At 40.4% G+C, this 19,225-nt stretch carries 10 protein-coding genes; all 10 read left to right on the top strand.

Going from position 1 to position 19,225, the window contains the following annotated elements; translation table 11 throughout:
* The first annotated feature begins 14 nt into the window (after positions 1–14).
* The 10 genes from DXA18_RS09935 (at position 15) to DXA18_RS09895 (ending at position 19,190) form a co-directional block, all read left to right on the top strand.
* Positions 15–752: a LytR/AlgR family response regulator transcription factor gene (locus tag DXA18_RS09935; protein ID WP_008688094.1), complete on the top strand. Its 738-nt coding sequence runs from the start codon at positions 15–17 to the stop codon at positions 750–752.
* A complete protein-coding gene (locus DXA18_RS09930) occupies positions 749–2,044 on the top strand; it encodes a sensor histidine kinase (RefSeq protein WP_118383789.1) in 1,296 nt (431 codons plus the stop codon). Before DXA18_RS09935 ends, DXA18_RS09930 begins: the two co-directional genes overlap by 4 nt.
* A 101-nt stretch (positions 2,045–2,145) precedes the next feature.
* Positions 2,146–2,304, top strand: a complete 159-nt coding sequence (locus DXA18_RS09925) for a cyclic lactone autoinducer peptide (protein ID WP_005344225.1) — start codon at positions 2,146–2,148, stop codon at positions 2,302–2,304.
* Positions 2,304–2,903, top strand: a complete 600-nt coding sequence (locus DXA18_RS09920; RefSeq protein ID WP_118383788.1) for an accessory gene regulator ArgB-like protein — start codon at positions 2,304–2,306, stop codon at positions 2,901–2,903. The genes DXA18_RS09925 and DXA18_RS09920 overlap by 1 nt, the downstream gene beginning before the upstream one ends.
* Before the next feature lie 89 nt (positions 2,904–2,992).
* On the top strand, positions 2,993–3,712 hold the full coding sequence (locus DXA18_RS09915) for a thioesterase II family protein (protein ID WP_179961961.1): 720 nt from the start codon (positions 2,993–2,995) through the stop codon (positions 3,710–3,712).
* A gap of 10 nt (positions 3,713–3,722) precedes the next feature.
* A complete protein-coding gene (locus DXA18_RS09910; RefSeq protein ID WP_118383787.1) occupies positions 3,723–4,409 on the top strand; it encodes a 4'-phosphopantetheinyl transferase family protein in 687 nt (228 codons plus the stop codon).
* Between the two features lies 1 nt (position 4,410).
* A complete protein-coding gene (locus DXA18_RS09905; RefSeq protein ID WP_118383786.1) occupies positions 4,411–6,000 on the top strand; it encodes a (2,3-dihydroxybenzoyl)adenylate synthase in 1,590 nt (529 codons plus the stop codon).
* Positions 6,001–6,014: 14 nt separating this feature from the next.
* Complete coding sequence (locus tag DXA18_RS16145) at positions 6,015–9,170, top strand: non-ribosomal peptide synthetase (protein ID WP_243007090.1); 3,156 nt, start codon at positions 6,015–6,017, stop codon at positions 9,168–9,170.
* Positions 9,077–13,690: a non-ribosomal peptide synthetase gene (locus DXA18_RS16140; protein ID WP_243007089.1), complete on the top strand. Its 4,614-nt coding sequence runs from the start codon at positions 9,077–9,079 to the stop codon at positions 13,688–13,690. Before DXA18_RS16145 ends, DXA18_RS16140 begins: the two co-directional genes overlap by 94 nt.
* 82 nt (positions 13,691–13,772) lie before the next feature.
* Positions 13,773–19,190 (top strand): non-ribosomal peptide synthetase, encoded by a 5,418-nt coding sequence (locus DXA18_RS09895; RefSeq protein ID WP_118383785.1) that lies wholly within the window; start codon positions 13,773–13,775, stop codon positions 19,188–19,190.
* Positions 19,191–19,225: the final 35 nt, after the last annotated feature.

The raw sequence follows: 19,225 nt of genomic DNA, 5'->3' as shown, positions 1-19,225 counted from the left end.
ACTGGAGGATGAATATGTGTAAAATAGCAATTTGCGACGATGATAAAGAATACAGGGAGAAAATAAAGACGGTCATAGAAACGGAAGGAATTCTGTCTTCGAATGAGATACGGTTTTATGAATATGAATCAGGAAAAGAATTATTGGAAGATGCGGATATTTTGCATGATCTGATTTTTATGGATATGCGTATGCCTGGATTGGATGGAAATAAAACAGTACTGAAGCTGAGGGAATATAATGAAGCAGCGATATTGGTGTTCTGCTCCGGCTGTTTTGAACCGACTCCTGACAGCATTAATGTTGGACAACCGTTCCGGTACATCATGAAGGATCTGCATGACAGAAGTCTGAAAAAGGAAATACCTATGATTTTATTAAAAGTGAAATTGTGCTGTGGAGATTCTTCCGTGACAGTTACATCGGCGGGAAGGATAATGCGCATCCATACGGAAGACATTTTATATATCTGTCTGGCGAAAAGGGGCTGTACGATATACATTGCCAGACAGGGAAAGATAGAAGAGATGCATTGCAAGGAATCTTTAAGTGATCTGTATGAGTGTCTGGCCGGAAGGGGATTTGAGTATGCACACAACAGCTATATTGTGAATTTGGCAAAAGTGGAAGGATTGGAAAAGAACGTTGCGTTGCTGCCGTTTGGAATCCAGTTGAATGTTTCGAGGTCGAGAAAAGGACAGTTTGCCGACGCACTGATAACATTTCTTGGGGAAAGGAACGGCATGGTATGATAATAAGAGATTATTTGATTTGTCTTCTTCAGATGTATCTGTTGGATGACTTGGAAAAGAACATACTCCCATACAGAAGAGAAAGATTCTGGGAAAAATTTCTCGTATATTGTATCGCAGCACTGGCAATGTTCGGAACCAACCGCCTGGAATCCTCAATACTTAATATGGTAATGATTCCGGTAATCTATATGATTGCGTCTATGGTTGTGTTCCGGGGAAATATATGGAAGAAGCTGGTTACGGTATGCTGCTATTATGTGCTGGCAATTATTCCCGAATTTCTCTTTGCGGCACTTACGAATGCATATGGCGTGACTGGTGCGTCCGAGGGCTTCAGGACTGAAACAGAAAAGACATTAGCACTCCTGCTGATGAGTACCATGACATTTCTGTTTATTAAATGCATTAATCAGGTAACAAGGAAAAGGGATTATCTGACGATTGAGAATAAAACTTTTACTGTGCTGCTCATGCTGCCAACCGCTACGATCATTATATTAGGATGTGTGTTTTATTCAAATATTTCTTTTGAAGGAATGAACAGGGTTATGGTTCCGGTAGGAGCTTCGCTTCTGTTAATGACGAATATCTTCATTTTCACAGTATTTGACAGGTTTGTAGAAAAATCAGAAGAAGTGAAGAAGATGGACCGGCTATACCAGAAAAGCAGGGCGGAGATTGCCAATCTGCAGTATATGAATAAGGTTAATGAGGATAACAGAGCATTCTTACACGATATAAATAAATTTATCTGTACAGTAGCCGGCTTGATAGAAGAAGGAGAGAATCAAGAGGTTAAGGACATCATGGAACATTTAGGCGTCCGGATTCAGAATCTTCAAAAAAGTGTATATTGTGAGCATCCGATCTTGAACAGCATCCTATGTGAAAGAAAATTTCTTGCAGAATCTAAGGATATATCCTATAGGATTACTCTGGGTAATGATCTCAGACTGGATTTTCTGGAAGAGTTGGATTTGATCTCGATCGTAGGGAATCTTTTGGATAACGCACTGGAAGCGGCAGAAAAGACAGAAGATGGCAGATATGTGGAATGCAGGATGTATATGGGAAATGCGGGGCATTTCCTTGTCATGGAATTTTGCAATGGGTATGTCGTCCCTCTGTTAAAGGACAAGGACAGGTACATAAGCACCAAAAGAGACGCGGACAGTCACGGGATCGGACTGCACACGGTTGGAAAACTGGTTAAAAAGTATGCGGGAATTATACGAGTGGAGGCAGGAGAACGGGAGTTCTCTGTTAAGCTGATCTTTACAATCAAATAAGGACGTGCAAAAATCGCCCAAAAAGTTACCGTTTTTGCCACGGTAATTGAAAAGAGGGCGATTTTTGTGTAAACTTTCGGAAAAAAGGAGGCTTTGTAACTATGAAAAAAATAATCAGAAAAAACCTGGGAATCAAACTGCTTGGAGCTGTAAACTGTCTTGCACTCTGCTTGACGGCGTATACGGCAAATCTGGCGTGCAACTGGCTGTACTATCAGGAAGATGAGCCGGAAGAAGTTAAGAAAATGAGGAAATTCTAGTGGGGAAAAAAATGGCTGGTCGGCTTTTTGAACTACAAAGCAGGAATGGGATTCTTGAAGAGAAAGACCGCAGGCTGTATGAATATGCTTACGGCGTACTGCTGGGCAGGGTGGTAATATACCTTATCATCGTCATACTTGGCATCATAACGGGGAATTGGATGGAGATGATAGTCTTTTTATTGCCCTTTACTGTTTTAAGGCAGTATGCCGGAGGGATTCATTTGGAAAAGGCAGGGGGCTGCATGGCTGTTTCCGGTATCCTTGTCCTTCTATGCAGTCTGTATCTGGCGTCTGCTCCGGCTGTAATATGGCAAATGCGGATCATATGGTTTGTCGCGGTTGGCGTTATATTTATCATGGCGCCGGTAGATGCCAGCAGCAAGAAGTTGGATGCGAAAGAGAAAAAAGTTTATGGGATGCGCGCGAGGGTAATTTTAGTTATTGAATGCGCGATAGCAGGTGTTTTTTCTGTGATTGGATATTCCCTGATCGTAAACGGGATTATGGTAGCGCATATTGTTTTGGCGTCCGGTTTGATATTGGGATGGATCAAAAATTTTTTTGACAAAGAGTTAGATGTAACTAATTACAGGTAGAAATAAGAAGTGATTGAGAAAAACATATTACAAAATGATGGTAAACAGAGAGAAAAAGAACATTATGCCAGAGGAATATAAAAGTGAATATGAAATTGATAAAAAATACGGAAAATATTAGTAAAGAGAAAATAACCTTGTTTTGTCTGCCATTTGCGGGAGGCGGTGCTTCTGCTTATAACCAGTGGGCGAAAAAGATGCAGGGGAAAGTAACGGTATGTCCAGTTCAGCTTCCGGGAAGGGAAGAACAGATCATGGAGAAACCGTATATAGATATGTCGGTTATGTTAGATGACCTGGAAGAGGCTGTAAGAAAGGTTGTGTACGGACCGTATGCCTTATGGGGACACAGTATGGGTGGGAAGATCTCTTATGAGCTGGAAAAACGGTTGGAGGCAGCGGGATATACTGCAAAATGTCTGTTTATTTCCGGCAGCCGGGTTCCTAGTATTCCGGAGCCAAATCCAATCTATCATCTTCCGGATGAAGCGTTTAAGAGGGAACTGGGAAGATTTGAAGGGACGCCAAAAGAGATACTAGAGAATCAGGAATTGTTGGATTTCTTTCTGCCTATGCTGCGGGCGGATTTTACCATGGATGAAACGTATTATGATAAAGCGGGAGTAGTGCTGCATACACCTATCTCTGCATTTGGCGGAGAAAAGGACGACGAAGCGGATGAGAGTGCGATCTTGGAATGGGGAAAGTATACGGACAATGATTTTAACTACCGGATATTTCCGGGAGGACATTTTTATCTGAGGGATTGTGAAGACGAAGTAATAAGTGAGGTCATGAGACTGCTTTAGAGAATGAAAAATGGAGATTAAACGATACGGAGAAAAGGAATTTCTGTCAGCAGACAAACTTTATATCCGTGAAAATGAGATACATATATGGTGTATCCGCTGGCCTGAAATGACAGATTTCTGGAAGAACCATGAATATATCCTGAGTGGGCAGGAATTGGAGCAAGCCGGAAGATTCCGCTTTTCGGAAGACAGGATGCGTTATATAGCCGGGAAGGTTGTCGTGCGGATCCTCTTAAAAAGATACTTAGATATGGAAACGATTGATTTTTCTGTCAATGAACTGGGTAAGCCTTATCATAAAAAGATTGCGGGAAAGCGGACAGTGGATTTTAACATTTCGCACTCGGGTGAATTCATACTGGCGGTATTCGCTGTCGGAATGGATATCGGAGTAGATGTGCAGGAGATGGCAGAGTGCCCGGACTATAGGGAGATAGCGGAAAATTTTTATACTGCAGAAGAAGCGGAAGATGTAAAAAATGAAGGACCGGATCTGTTTTTCCAGTACTGGGCGGCGAAAGAGGCATATGTAAAGGCGCTTGGAATTGGATTAGGAAGAGGAATGGATTTCTTCTCTGTCAGAAACGAGAAAATTGCAGAAAAAGATAAGAAAGATCAGGACTGGTTTCTGTATCCGGTCAGGATCAAAGGATATGCTGCGTATGTGGCGGCGCATGAGAAAGGAGACAGATAAAATGGGTTATAAGAAAGATATGAGCAAATATGAGAATCTGGAAGGCTGGGAGAGATGTGGATTTGGAGAACAGCTTGATAGGTGGGCGGAAAAATATGGAGAAAGAATTGCGGTCACGGACAGTGAAGACGAGATCAGTTATATGGAATTAAAGCAAAAAGCAGATTGTCTTGCGGCAGCTTTTCTGCGTAAAGGGATTTTAAAGGGAGACAAAGTGCTTGTGCAGCTTCCGAACAGGATTTCTTTTGTGATCGTGTTTTTTGCGCTTTCCAAGATTGGGGCGGTGCCAATCATGATGCTGCCGGCCCACAGGGAGGCGGAACTGGAAGGAATTATTGAACTGGCAAAGCCGGCCGCTTATATTGTGGTGGAGAAATATCTGGGATTTTCATATGTGCCGATGGCAAATGCGATGAAAGAGAAATATTCATGTATCCGGCATATATTTGTAGATAGCGAATCCGGGGATATCAGTGGAATGATTGCGGAAACGTATGGAGAAAATGGAGCATTTCCGGCTGTGGATGGGTATGAAACGGCGGTGCTTTTGCTGTCCGGCGGGACGACAGGGGTTCCGAAACTGATTCCGCGCACCCATACGGATTATATGTATAATGCCCGCATGTCCGCGAAAAGATGCCGCCTGGATAGCAGCGACGTTTATCTGACGTCTCTTCCGGTAGCCCATAATTTTCCGTTATGCTGCCCGGGGCTTTTAGGTACGCTGGATGTGGGAGGAAAAGTTGTGCTTGCGTCTGCGACCAGCCCGGACGATATTCTTGACGCAATTACAGAGGAAGGCGTTACGATTACCGCATTGGTTCCTGCTATGGTTACTGTGTGCATGGAAATGTTGGAATGGGATGAAGATTATGACATATCCAGCCTGCGAATTTTGCAGGTGGGCGGCGCAATGCTGGAAGATTCCCTTGCAGATAAGATCATTGAAGAATGGCCTTGCAAACTGATGCAGGTATTTGGTACGGCGGAGGGGCTGCTGTCCTTTACCAGTCCGGAAGATGAAGATTCCCTGATCGTAAGATGCCAGGGAACTCCGGTGTCTCCTGCGGATGAAGTGAAGATTGTGGATGAAGAGGATAAGACCGTACCGGAAGGAGTTTTTGGGGAATTATTATCCAGAGGCCCGTATACGATTGATGGTTATTATATGGCGGAGGAAGCGAATAAAAAGAGCTTTACGCCGGACGGATTTTATCGGACGGGCGATAAGGCTATGTGGACGAAAGACGGAAGACTGCGTTTGGGTGGGAGGATCAAAGAGCAGATTAACCGCGCCGGAGAAAAGATCATGCCTTCAGAGATTGAAGCTTACCTTTGCAGGCATCTGGAGATCAAAGAGGCAGCCGTTGTCGGCGTTCCGGATGAAACCCTTGGAAATCGGATATGCGCATTCCTTGTAACCGATGATGAAGCCGGGATCGATTTACAGGAAATCCACAGGTTTCTACGGGAAATAGGCGTTGCGGCGTATAAAATGCCAGATCAGGTAGAACGGGTTGAAACATGGCCGCTGACCAGCGTAGGGAAAATAGATAAGAAAGCATTAGAACGGATGGCTCAGGAAAAGTAGAAGGAGACAGTAGCATGGAATATATAGAGATAAAGGAACAGATCAAACAAAAACTGCCGGTAGCCAGAGATTTTGGAGATTCCGAAAATCTGTTGGAGCTTGGGCTTTCATCCCTGACGATCATGCGTCTGGTAAACCAGTGGAGAAAACAGGGGGTTAAGGTTTCTTTCGGTTCATTGATGGAAAATCCCACCTTTGAAGGCTGGTGGGCGTTAATCCAGAGCAGCATGAAGAAAAAAGCGGGCAAAAAACGGGCGCAAGAATCTAAGATAACGCCGGAAAAGGATATGAAACAGCCGTTTCCTTTAACAGACGTACAGTATGCATATTGGGTTGGCAGGGATGAAGAACAGTATCTTGGAGGGATAGACTGTCACGCATATTTGGAGTTTGATGGGGAAAACATAGAACCGGAGCGTCTGGAAAAAGCATGGAATGTACTGCAGTATCATCATCCTATGCTGCGCGCCTGCTTTTTGGATGATGGAACACAGAAAATCCTGGATAAGCCGTATTGTGAAAAAATAAAGGTTCATGATTTTTCCCGGATGTCATCTGAGGAAGCAGAGGCAATGGCAGTATCTGTCAGAGAACGTTTATCCCATCGGAAGTTAAAGATTGAGGAAGGCGAAGTAGCAGGAATAGAGCTTACGCTTTTTCCTGAAAATAAGGCACGCCTTCATGTGGACATGGCGCTTCTGGTTGCTGATGTACAGAGTCTGCAGATATTATTGAGGGATTTGGCATCTGCTTACCGAGGGGAAAACCTGCCGAAAGAATCAAAAGGGTGGAATTTTGCTTCCTATCTAGAACGGCAGAAACAGGAAGAAGGGGAGGAACGGAAAAACGCAGAAAAATACTGGAAGAATCGTTTAGAGCATTTGCCAAAAGGCCCTGACCTTCCATTGGCAAAACGTCCGCAAGAAGTGGAAAAAACGGTGTTCAACCGCAGGATTGTGAGAATCGAAAAGGAAGAATGGGATCATTTGCAAATGCGGGCAAAAAAATACCAGACAACTCCGGCAATGGTTCTTCTTACTGCATATGCGGTGGTTCTGGAACGATGGAGCAGGAATCATTGTTTCCTTATTAACATTCCGTTTTTTAACCGGAAAACAGAGCAGCAGGGGTTAGAGGAAGTAATAGCAGATTTTACTACTCTGTTATTGCTGGAGATTAACTGCGAAGAAAATCCGACTTTTGCGGAATTGTTGGACAGGATTCAGAAGCAGCTTCATGAGGATATGAAGTATACGGCATATTCCGGCGTGCAAGTCCAGAGAGATCTTGCACAGATGTATGGAGACGCATCGGCAGTGGCGCCGGTTGTTTTTGCCTGCAATCTGGGAACGCCGTTGGTAAATGATACGTTCCGGAAAGAACTGGGGCAGTTTTCCTATATGATTTCCCAAACGCCGCAGGTGTGGAATGACTTCCAGAGTTATGAAGATGAAAATGGCGTACAGCTTACATGGGACAGCGTGGATAAGTTATTCCCGGAGAATATGATCCCGGATATGCTGGAGTGTTTTGAGAATCTTCTGCATGAATTGGGAAAGAAGGACTGGAATCAGCGATTTGATGTGCTTCCTGAAAAAAGAAAAAGAGAAATTGAAGATACAGCGCGTACAGGAGTACCGGAGCGTGTGGAATGCCTGCATTGGGCTGTTATGAACCATGCGGAAGTTTGCCCGGAAGATATTGCGCTTATTGATGCGGGAAGCGGAAAATCGGTTTCCTATGGGGAATTAAAAGCACGGGCGACAGCAGTGGCGGCAGGGATTTCAGAAAAGGATATTAAGGGAGTCCCGGTTGCACTTACCCTGCCGCGCGGGATAGAACAGATCGAGGCGGCACTAGGAATTTTGCTTTCCGGAAATTCATACCTTCCGGTCAGCTTAAGCCAGCCTAAAGATCGGAGAGCGTTAATCCATGAGAAGACGGGAGTCCGCTATGTGGTCACGAATCGGGAATTATCCGAAAAACTGGACTGGCCGGAAGGTACGGAAATCCTTGTGATGGAAGGTATGGAAGAGGGACAGGAAAATGTGAGACTGCCAGAGGTGTCGCCGAAGGACAGCGCCTATATCATCATGACGTCAGGCTCTACAGGTGTTCCGAAGGGTGTAGAGATTGCGCATGAAAGCGCATGGAATACGGTTCAGGATATTAATGAAAAGTACCATGTGACAAGTGCAGATCGGGCGCTGGCTGTATCAGCTATGGATTTTGACCTGTCGGTATATGATGTTTTTGGAATTTTAGGCGCAGGAGGAACATTGGTATTGCTTCCAGAGCAGGAGAGAAGGAATGCGGATTACTGGCTGGAACAAGTGTTGAAATATCAGATTACCGTTTGGAATTCAGTGCCGGTGCTTCTGGATATGCTTTTGATACGGGCGGAATCCATGAAACAGAAACTGCCGATCAGGGCGGTTATGCTTTCCGGAGATTGGATTGGGATGGATCTCCCGCAGAGGGTTGCGGCATGGACAGAGGATTGCCAGTTTGTCGCTATGGGAGGAGCTACAGAGGCAAGTATCTGGTCCAATTATCAGAATGTTACCCTGCCGATGCCGAAAAACTGGAAATCTATTCCTTATGGAAAGCCACTCAGATATCAGGCATATCGTGTTGTGGATGAGTATGGAAGGGATTGCCCTTACTGGGCAGAAGGCGAACTCTGGATTGGCGGTTTTGGTGTAGCAAAAGGATATAGGGGAGATTCTGCGCTTACGGGGCAGAAATTTATCACAGATCAGTATGGAAGATGGTATCGGACCGGCGATCTCGGAAGAATCTGGGATGATGAGACAATTGAATTTTTGGGAAGAAAAGACCATCAGGTAAAGATTCGCGGACACAGGATTGAATTGGGAGAAATTGAACATGTGATTCAGGAGTTTCCGGGTGTGGCTCATGCAGTTGTTGATACAGTTAGTGATGGTCATGGCAATAAAACGCTGGCTGCTTATATCGGAGCGCCGATACAGGAAGATTCTAAAGTTACAACGTATTTGTACGGCACAGATATCTTTGGCGGGGGCTGGAAAGAACTGAAGGATGATGTCAGCAATTGGCAGATGCAGCAGGAACGGAAGACAGCATACAAAAATTTCCTTGCTATGCAGACCAGAGATGTGTACAGCTTATGCTGGAGACACTCATAGAGTTAGGCATTTTTGTATCAGAGAAGGAAGTTCTTTCGCAGAAGGAAATTTTTGAAAAAGGGAGCATTACGGAAACACAGAAGAATACTGTGGCAAGATGGTTGGAAATTTTAAAGAAGGAAGGAATCCTGAGAGAAGAGGACGGCAGACTATCGCGTACCGGGAAGGAAGTGGCTGTACCGGAAAAAGCTGGAGATACGGAAACGTATTTTAATAAACTGAAGCCGTATCTGAAGCATATGGTTACTGGGAATGAAGTTCCGCTGGACGTATTCTACCAGAAAGAGCCGGCTTTGGCTCCGAATATGCTGCTTCGGAGGATTCCGGGCTGCGAGGAAACAGTGGAAAGACTGGTGCAGGGATTAAGGCTTCTGGCAGAAGAACGCAGAAAAGAGCCACTCCAGATTATAGAAATTGGTACAAGGGACACTGCAATTACAAGACAGTTTTTGAATGCACTGGAAGATGTAAGCGTGGCTTATACTTATGCGGATTCTTCAAAATATTTTCTGCAGGAAGCAGAGAAAGAACTTGCGGGATATGAGAGAGTCGAGTTTGAGATGCTGAATCTGGAAGAAGGCATGGATAAGCAGCAGATGTCCTTGCATAGTTATGACGTTGTGATATCGGTAAATGCTTTACATAGAAATATTGATGCTGCGGATGCGGTAAAGAAAGTAGCGGAATTACTGAAGCCAAACGGAATATTGCTGATGACTGACCTTGTGGTAAGGACATACCTTCAGGAACTTACAGCGGCTTTTTTGGAAAATGGTTTTGCGGATATTCGGGACAAGAGAAAAGAAGCAGGGCTGGTTACCCCGGATTGCCTGCTGTGGAGAGAATGTTTATCAGAGGCAGGATTGGGCGAAGACTGTGCTGTGACAGAGAGATATGGAAGATGTATATGCTGCAGCAGACAGCAGGCGTCTGTCCTGTCCTATCATAATGGAGCACTAAGGGAATATCTGTCAGAAAAACTGCCGGAGTATATGCTTCCACAGAATTATCATTTCATGGAGCAGCTCCCAACATTGTCCAATGGGAAGATTAACAGGAAGCAATTGCGGGAAGATTTTAAAGAAGAAACTGCGGTTATCCGATTTTCAAAGGCAACGACAGAAACAGAAGAAAAGCTTTTAGATATCTGGAAACAATTATTTGGATATGAAAATATCGGAATTGAAGATAATTATTTTAGCCTTGGGGGAGACTCGCTGATTGCCACAAGGTTGATCTCGGAAGTACAGAAAACCTTCGGCTGCAAAATAACGATCAGCACGATTTTTGAAAATCTGACCGTAAAATCTCTGGCAAAAGCTATTGAACAGTCCGAACAGAAAGAAGAAGATACACTGCAGATCAAACCGAATCTGGAGGAAGCATATCATCCGTTCCCATTAACCGATGTGCAGTATGCTTACTGGCTTGGCAGAAGCGGATTGTATGAATTGGGGAATGTTGCAACGCACTGTTATTTTGAACTGGATGCAGACGGCCTTGATACTGAGTGCGCAGAGACGGCATGGAATCTGTTGATACAGAGGCATGGGATGATGCGTGTTATTATCCAGCCGGATGGTATGCAGCGCATACTGGAGAATACTCCCCAGTATCATATTGACGTGACGGATATCCGACAATTGGAAGTGACAGAAAAAGAAAAGGCATTGGATGAAAAACGGGCAGAGATGTCTCATCAGGTAATTCAGACAGATGAATGGCCTCTGTTTGATGTGCGAATCACTAAAATAGAGGACCAGAAGCATAGAATCCATATCAGTTTTGACAATATTATCTTTGATGGCTGGAGTATGTTCCATCTCTTAAATGAGTGGGCAGAAGTATATCGAAATGGAAAAGCGGAAATGCCGATTACTTTGTCTTTCCGGGATTACGTGCTGGGACTGGAGCAGATAAAGTCTACCTCTGCTTATGAGAAAGATAAAAAATATTGGGAAGACCGGGTGGAGACTTTTGCGGACGCACCGGATCTGCCGCTTGCAAAGAACGAAAGCCAGATTACAGAGCAGCGTTTCTGTCGCCGGAGCGCAAAACTGTCACAGAAAGAATGGCAGTCTGTAAAAGACGCGGCGGGAAGACTGGAGGTAACGCCTTCTGTTCTTTTGATGAGTGCTTATGCGGAGACTCTCCGCTTGTGGAGCAGTAATAAGGATTTTACACTTAATCTGACGCAGTTTGACCGGAAACAATTGCATCCGGAAGTGAACAATCTGGTTGGAGATTTTACAACACTGACATTGCTGGAGATAAAGAATGCAGGGAATAATTTTGCGGAAAGGACAAAGGCAATTCAGAAGCAGCTTACAGAAGATCTGGAGCATACAGCTTATGGCGCGGTTGAACTGGAGCGCGAATTAAAGAAAAAGACTGGAAATATGCGGGGCGCTATTATGCCGGTAGTGTTTACCAGTGGCCTTGGCGTGGAGCAGTGGAATGAAGGAAAGTGGCTTGGAAAACTGAACTATAACATTTCACAGACGCCGCAGGTGTGGCTGGATCATCAGGTGGTTGAAATGGATGGCTGTTTATGCCTGTTTTGGGATTCCGTGGACGAATTATTTTATCCGGGAATGCTGGATGAGATGTTCCGGGCATATACCGGCCTGCTTCATACGCTAGCAGTTCATCCGGAGATCATGCAGGAAAAAACGGCAAGTCTGGTAACAGCGGAAATTTCAGAAAAACGGCGTCAGGCGAATGAAACGGCGGCTGAATTTGAAGAGAAAACGTTGGATGGATTATTCTTGGAGGCGGCAGACAAATTTCCGGATAAGGAGGCGCTGGTAACGTGCAGCAGACGGATGACTTATCGGGAGATAAAAGAAGAGGCGTTTTACATTTCCGGGCAGTTGAAGAGCATGGGAATAAAAAAAGAAGAGACGGTAGCTGTATTTATGGAAAAAGGGTGGGAGCAGGTAGTTGCTGTTTATGGAATCCTGTTTGCCGGAGCCGCATATCTTCCGATAGATATCCATAATCCGAGAGAACGAGTTGAAAAGATTCTCCGTGACAGTGGAACAAGAATCATTCTTGTGCAGAATCAGGCGTATGATCAGGATACCGAATGGCTGCACGAGTGGGATTGTATTTCTGTGTCTGGATTAAAAACCGATTCTGAATACAAAGCACAGGAGAATAAGGCGGGAGACCTTGCGTATGTAATCTATACGTCGGGAACAACCGGGATGCCGAAAGGAGTAATGATTACTCACCATAATGCAGTGAATACAATACTGGATATCAATGCACGCTATCAGATTACAGAACAGGATACGGCGTTTGGAATCTCCAATCTTCATTTTGACCTGTCTGTTTATGATGTTTTTGGCGTTTTAGGCGCAGGTGGGAAATTGGTTCTTCCGGATCCGGAATATGGAAAAGATCCAGCGCATTGGATTCACTGGTTGAATCATGAGAATATTACCGTATGGAACAGCGTGCCAGCTTTTGTAGAAATGCTGGCAGAATATGAGGAATATCAAAGGCAGGTAACTTCACAATCGCTGCGGTTGATAATGATGAGTGGCGACTGGGTTCCTGTTTCACTTCCAGGGAGAATTCGTAATCTGTTCCAGAATGTTGAGATTGTTGCTCTTGGAGGAGCAACAGAAGGCAGTATCTGGTCTAATCATTTCGAGATTCCAGAGGTTGTGCCGGAAGATTGGAAGAGTATTCCGTATGGAAAACCACTTGCAAACCAGAAGTATTATATTCTGGATCAGAATATGGAAGATTGTCCGGACTGGGTACCAGGGACGCTTTATATTGCCGGAGACGGTGTTGCACAGGGATATTTAAACGATAAAGAAAAAACAGAGGAAAAATTTGTTGTTTTAGATAGAAATGGAGGACGACTGTATTGTACCGGGGATATGGGACGGTACTGGAATGACGGTAATATTGAATTCCTTGGAAGACTGGATAATCAGGTGAAAATCAATGGGTACAGGGTAGAGTTGGGCGAAATTGAAGCTGCTGTATCCGATATTTTCCCAGAAAATAGGTCTGTGGTAATTCCTATTAAAAGGAACAATGGAATTGTAATAATTGGAATAGTAGAAGGAAAACTTTATTACGATGAAAAAATAATTAAGAAAAAATTAGAATCGACAATTCCTAAATATGAGATACCAAAGCGGATTTTTAATATAAATGAGTTTCCACTTACAGATAATGGCAAGATAAATAGAAAAAAATTGGCAGAAGAGTATCAATACGAGGAAGAAAATAATAAGGAAAAAACAGAAATAACAACTCCTTTGGAAAGGGGACTTTTAGACGAGTATGAAAATATCCTGAGGATTCGCGTAAGTGTTGATAAAGAATTTTTCTCTATTGGAGGAGATTCATTAAATGCATTGAAACTAATAAGGAAGATAAATGAAAAATATAATATCGTAATAACGATAAAAGATTTGTATGAAAATGCGAGTGTAAGAAAATTGGCAAAGAGAATTATAGAAAAGACGGAGGACTATAATGAAGGAATATTATAAAAGATAATTGCAAAATAATTTGGAAATCGGAAGGGTAGATAAAATTTATTGTGTTTGAAAATTATTAAGGCAGGGTGAAAAGATGGAACTAAAAAGTATTATTGAAGAATGCGCTAAAAGAAAAATACAATTATGGATTGAAAATGGGAAATTGCATTTTAGAAGTCCAGTCGGCGTTTTCGATGAAAAACTAAAACAAAATATAAAAGTAAATAAAGACGCAATTATAGAATACTTAAACAGAAAAGAGAGAAAAAAAATTCAATCTAGCGAAGATCAAAAATACAAGCCATTTCCGCTTACAGATATTCAGACAGCATATCTGCTTGGAAGAAATCAGGGGTATCTTTATGGTGGAATAGGTTGTAAAGTTTATGCTGAGTTTTTAACTGAATTTACAGATGAGATTATTTTTCGAGATGCTGTAAAAAAACTTATTGAAAGACATGAAATGCTAAGAGTTCAATTTTCGAAAGAAGGCGAGCAAAGATTTTTACCATACATATTTAATGCACCTGTCCAAATTTACGATATAAGAGGCTGGGAGAAAGAAAAAATAAAACATAAAATACTTGCCAAGAGGGAAGAAATGCAATTTAAACAATATGATCCAGAGAAGGATATTTTGTTTGATTTATGTCTGTTCATCCATGACAATGCGAGCATTTTATGCTTGTCATTGGATATGTTAATTGGAGATTTTGTTAGTATAGATTTGATTATTAGTGATTTGGAGAAATTGTACAATAATCAAAAAATGGAAAAGCTAACACTGAATTTCAGAGATTATATAATATATAATCAGAATCAGAAAGAGGATATAAATTTTTTAATCAAATATTATGAGGATGAAAAATATTGGCTGAATAAGGTTGATGTTTTTCCTGGAAAACCGGAGCTGTATACAAGAGAGGAACCGGAGATTATAAGGAAAGGAACTTTCATATGTAAAGAATATACAGTTGATCCTAAAAAGTGGCAATATTTGGTGAGTAAATGTGAGAAATTAAATTTTACTCCGACAGCATTGCTTTTGTATTTGTATTGTGCAACATTAAACAATTGGTCAAGAAATGGTCAATTTACAGTTAATATTACAACCCTACAACGACCAAGTATTCATGAGGATATTCAGAGAATAGTAGGGGATTTTACAACAACATCGTTATTTGAATTCGATGGAACGTTTGAGGGAAAAGTAAACGCACAAGTAGAGAAGGTACAAAGCAATTTATTTGAAAATTTAGCACATGATAGCTTTACTGGAATAGCAGTTTTGCGGGAACTAAAAAGAAAAGGAAAAGAAAATCTTTTCCCGTATGTTTTTACAAGTACAATAGGGGGCGAAAGTGAAGACAGCACATTAAGTAAGAGACAATTATTATATAAAATAAGTGAAACGCCTCAGGTTATTATAGATTGCCAAATCAGTAAACAAATAAATGGAATATTGATTAATTGGGATATAAGAGATGGGGTATTTCCAAAAGGATTAATTGATGAAATGTTTGCATCATTCATCCAGCTAATTAATAAAAGCATAAGCGACGAGGATTTTTTTGAAAAAAATTTAGAAGTAGGGATAAGCGATAGAACAAAAGAAATACGGGCAAGAGTTAATGATACCAATACCCCTTTTGATGAGAAATCTTTAGTTGATGGTTTTTTTACGAGATGTAGGAATACACCTTATAATACTGCGCTTATTTATCAGAAAGAGAAATATTCATATAGCGATCTTCTAAAATATGTAAGTGCAATTCAACAGCGATTAATAGAAAAAAATGTAGAGGAAGAGGATAAAATAGGCATTTTGCTTGAAAAAGGTGTATGGCAAGTTGCGTCAGTGGTTGCGGTAATGTCAGTTGGAGCAGTATATGTGCCAATTGATATTACGCAACCAGCTGAACGGATACAACAAATAATGATTCAAGCTAATATAAAATTGAATATATGTGATGAACAAACATGCTGGAAAGATGAAAAAAGTATATTGCTAAATGCGGAAATGCTTAACAACGTATGGGATATAAAATATAAGTATATTGATCCACAGTCAACGGCATACTGTATTTTTACATCTGGAAGTACAGGAATTCCAAAAGGAGTAGAGATGAGTCATGCCGCAGCGATGAATACAATTATGGATATGTGCAAGAAATTTAATATTTCAGAGAAAGATAGAATATTCGGAATTTCAAATTTATACTTTGATTTATCTGTATTTGATATTTTTGCGACATTTTTTGTTGGGGCAACATTGATTTTACCATCAGAAACAGAAAAGGAAAAAGTTTCCTTTTGGTTTAAACTATGTCAGGAACATGGTGTAACAGTGCTTAATTTGGTTCCGGCGCAAATGGAAATGTATATGGCTTATTTACAGACTACCGAGTACAAGCTGGATACATTGCGCTTAATTTTGCTATCAGGGGATTGGATTCCAGTTAAATTAGTTGAAAAAATTCATCAAAAAATGCCAAATGTTCAATGTATTAGTTTGGGCGGAGCTACGGAAGGGGGCATTTGGTCCATATATTATCCAACGGATAGAGTAAAAAGTACGGATAAAAATATACCTTATGGAATTCCTTTATCTAATCAAAGATTTTATATTTTGAATGAAAAGAATTTGCCTTGCCTTGATTATGTTATAGGAGAGATTTGTATAGCTGGAAAGAGTCTTGCGAAAGGATATATGAATGATGTAACTCTCTCAGATCAAAAATTTCAATTTATTACTGAAATTGAGGAAAGAGTATATAAAACGGGTGATTTGGGTTTATATAGGGAAGATGGGGTAATTGAATTTGTAGGAAGAAAAGATACACAAGTAAAAATTAATGGATACAGAGTGGAGTTAGGCGAAATAGAAAATGCATTAAAGAGATACCCGGGAATAGAAAATGCAGTAGTTGTAAAAAGTAATGAGGGTAGTTTAACTGCTTACATTCTAGGAAATAAAGGCAAGCAAGAAAAAAAGGTAATAGAGAAAAAAATAATTGATGAGGAGAAAGAATTTAAATTTCAATTTACAAGAAAGGAATTTCAAGAATGGATTGAAAAAGCAGATAAAACAGCCTTGATGTATATCTTACGCTTTTTGGTAAATGAAAAAGTATTTGAGGATGTTGAAAAGCGATACTCCTTCGAACAAATTAAAGGTATTTTAAATGTAATACCGAAATATGAGCAGCTACTTATGCGATGGTTGATGGCTTTAAAAGAAAACAAATATCTTCATTTGGATAAAGAAGGATTTTATATTGAAGAGATATATAGTACTAATATTGCAGAAAAAGCAGAGGAAGAGTGGAAATTAGTAGATAAGAAGATTCAATATAGTGACGTATTGATGGAGTATATACATGAGTCCTCCATGCATCTCAAAGAGTTAATTACAGGAGTAATGCATCCGAATGAGTTGTTGTTCCCTCAAGGAAATTTTGATATAGCATATGCTGCATATAAAGATAATATTGTTAATAGATCTATTAACAGAATACTTCACAACGAAGTATTAGAGATTATAAAACAGCAAAAGAAAAAGAAAATAAGAATTTTGGAGGTTGGAGCTGGAGTTGGAGGTAGTAGCATAGAATTATTAAGTAAAATACAGTCATGTAATGTAGAATATTATTTTACAGATATATCTAATTTCTTTTTCAATAAGGCAAAAGTGATTTTTTCACAATATAATGATTGGATTCGATACAAAATCTATGATATTAATAAATCGAATTGGGAACAAGGATTTGAAAATGAGAAATTTGATATTATATTATGTGGAAATGTTTTGCATAATGCTGTTGATATTAAAAAAAGTCTCAATAATCTAAAAGAAATGCTTCATAATGAAGGTAGTTTATTTATTATAGAAGAAGTAAGAAAAAGATATGCACTGATGACATCTGTGGAGTTTGAGTTCGCAGAAGCGGCTGTTAAATATGAGGATGGGCGTAAAATAAGTGAAAGTATATTTATAAATTTTGATGAGTGGCAACGCATTATCAAAACTATGGAGGGTAATATTTTTATGTCATATCCTGAAAAAAACGACATTTTATATCCTGCTGGACAAGTATTGATGGGAATTCAATTTTCGTCGGAAAGTGAATTAAATATAAGAGAAATAAAAGAATATTTAAAAGGGAAAATTCCTACATATATGATTCCGAATAGAATAGTTCAGTTAAGAGAGTTACCAATGACTAATAATGGCAAAATTGATAGGAAAAAATTGTATTTACAAAAAAACAATTCTAATCAAACAGAGAAAAAAGAAGAATGCATTGATGACTTGGAAAAGCGAATTGAGAGAATATGGTGTGAAGTTATCGGTTGTCAGAACATAGGACGAAATGATGATTTCTATTCGATAGGTGGTGATTCATTACTCATTGCACAAGCGATTAGTAAAATGATTCAAAACTTACCGGAAGCAAAAAACTGGAAATGGGATGCTTTAATGATGGAGATGATGAAAAATGCAACTATAAGAGGAATTGCCGAAAAATTACAAAATAATTTTGTGACAAAAAGTGAAAAAAAGGAGAATGTCCCAGAAATTTCTCCATTTATTACGTTCAAAGATGCGGAAGGAGATTGTAAAAAGGCAAGAGTACTTTTTCATGCTGGAACAGGAACATTAAGTTCCTATAAAGAACTTCTTCCATATTTAGCAAATATCAGTGCTCCTTGTGATCTGCTATGTGGCTTCAATTTTGGGAGTTTTGATAAATATTTGGAGAGAGATACGGATAGTTTGATCATCGAAACTGCGAAAGTATATGCAGACATTTTAGAAGAGCATCCAGCAGAAGAGTATATTTTAATTGGTTATTGTGTTGGCGGATGGTTGGCTTTGGAAACGGCAAGAATTCTGGTTGAGAAAGGGAAAAATGTAAGCAGAGTAATTACAATCAGCTCAAGTCTGTGCGGTCATAATTATGATAATGAACTGCTTCTTGAAAGGGCATTTGGACTGTCTATAGGAGCGGATATAGAAAAAGCCGGATATTTGGGGAGTAATGATTTGCTACAAAAAGCACTAGAGACATACAAAGAGGAAAATGGGGATAAAGGTATATCGATAGGAGATCTATGTGCATTACATGGAGAATATGAAATTTTGGGCATGAGTTTTAGAAAATTAAATAAATTATCACAAGAAGAAAGGCTAAAAAAAATATATGAGAATGTTTCTGGTGATGAGAAAATTGATGCGGATAATGTAAGTATGTTTAAAATGTTGTTTCTTCTGTTTCGACACAGTTTCAAAGGAATCATGCACTATGAACCTTCGGTATATGTAGGAGATGTACAAGCAATGTTTGTGGAAGATGATACGAAGCATTTTTTCCCTGTTAGAAATATTACCAATAAAAGTTTGTGGGAAAACATTGTGTTAGGACAATTAACTGTAGATTATATTCCAGGGGAACATATTAGCTGTCTTAAAGAACCATATGTGCGTGAAGCGGCCAAGTTAATAAAATAAACAAAAAAGAGAATAAAGTAAATACAACTATAGAT

The sequence above is a fragment of the Dorea sp. AM58-8 genome (assembly GCF_003464045.1).
Taxonomy (GTDB): Bacteria; Bacillota; Clostridia; order Lachnospirales; family Lachnospiraceae; genus Claveliimonas; species Claveliimonas ammoniilytica.
The sequence above is the reverse complement of the archived record's forward strand: the minus strand, read 5'-3'. Positions and strand labels throughout refer to the sequence as shown.

Bases quoted from the DNA above. Each gene is read 5' to 3' on its own strand.
- DXA18_RS09935 (WP_008688094.1), top strand. From the start codon at position 15: ATGTGTAAAATAGCAATTTGCGACGATGATAAAGAATACAGGGAGAAA.
- DXA18_RS09930 (WP_118383789.1), top strand. From the start codon at position 749: ATGATAATAAGAGATTATTTGATTTGTCTTCTTCAGATGTATCTGTTG.
- DXA18_RS09925 (WP_005344225.1), top strand. From the start codon at position 2,146: ATGAAAAAAATAATCAGAAAAAACCTGGGAATCAAACTGCTTGGAGCT.
- DXA18_RS09915 (WP_179961961.1), top strand. From the start codon at position 2,993: ATGAAATTGATAAAAAATACGGAAAATATTAGTAAAGAGAAAATAACC.
- DXA18_RS09910 (WP_118383787.1), top strand. From the start codon at position 3,723: ATGGAGATTAAACGATACGGAGAAAAGGAATTTCTGTCAGCAGACAAA.
- DXA18_RS09905 (WP_118383786.1), top strand. From the start codon at position 4,411: ATGGGTTATAAGAAAGATATGAGCAAATATGAGAATCTGGAAGGCTGG.
- DXA18_RS16145 (WP_243007090.1), top strand. From the start codon at position 6,015: ATGGAATATATAGAGATAAAGGAACAGATCAAACAAAAACTGCCGGTA.
- DXA18_RS09895 (WP_118383785.1), top strand. From the start codon at position 13,773: ATGGAACTAAAAAGTATTATTGAAGAATGCGCTAAAAGAAAAATACAA.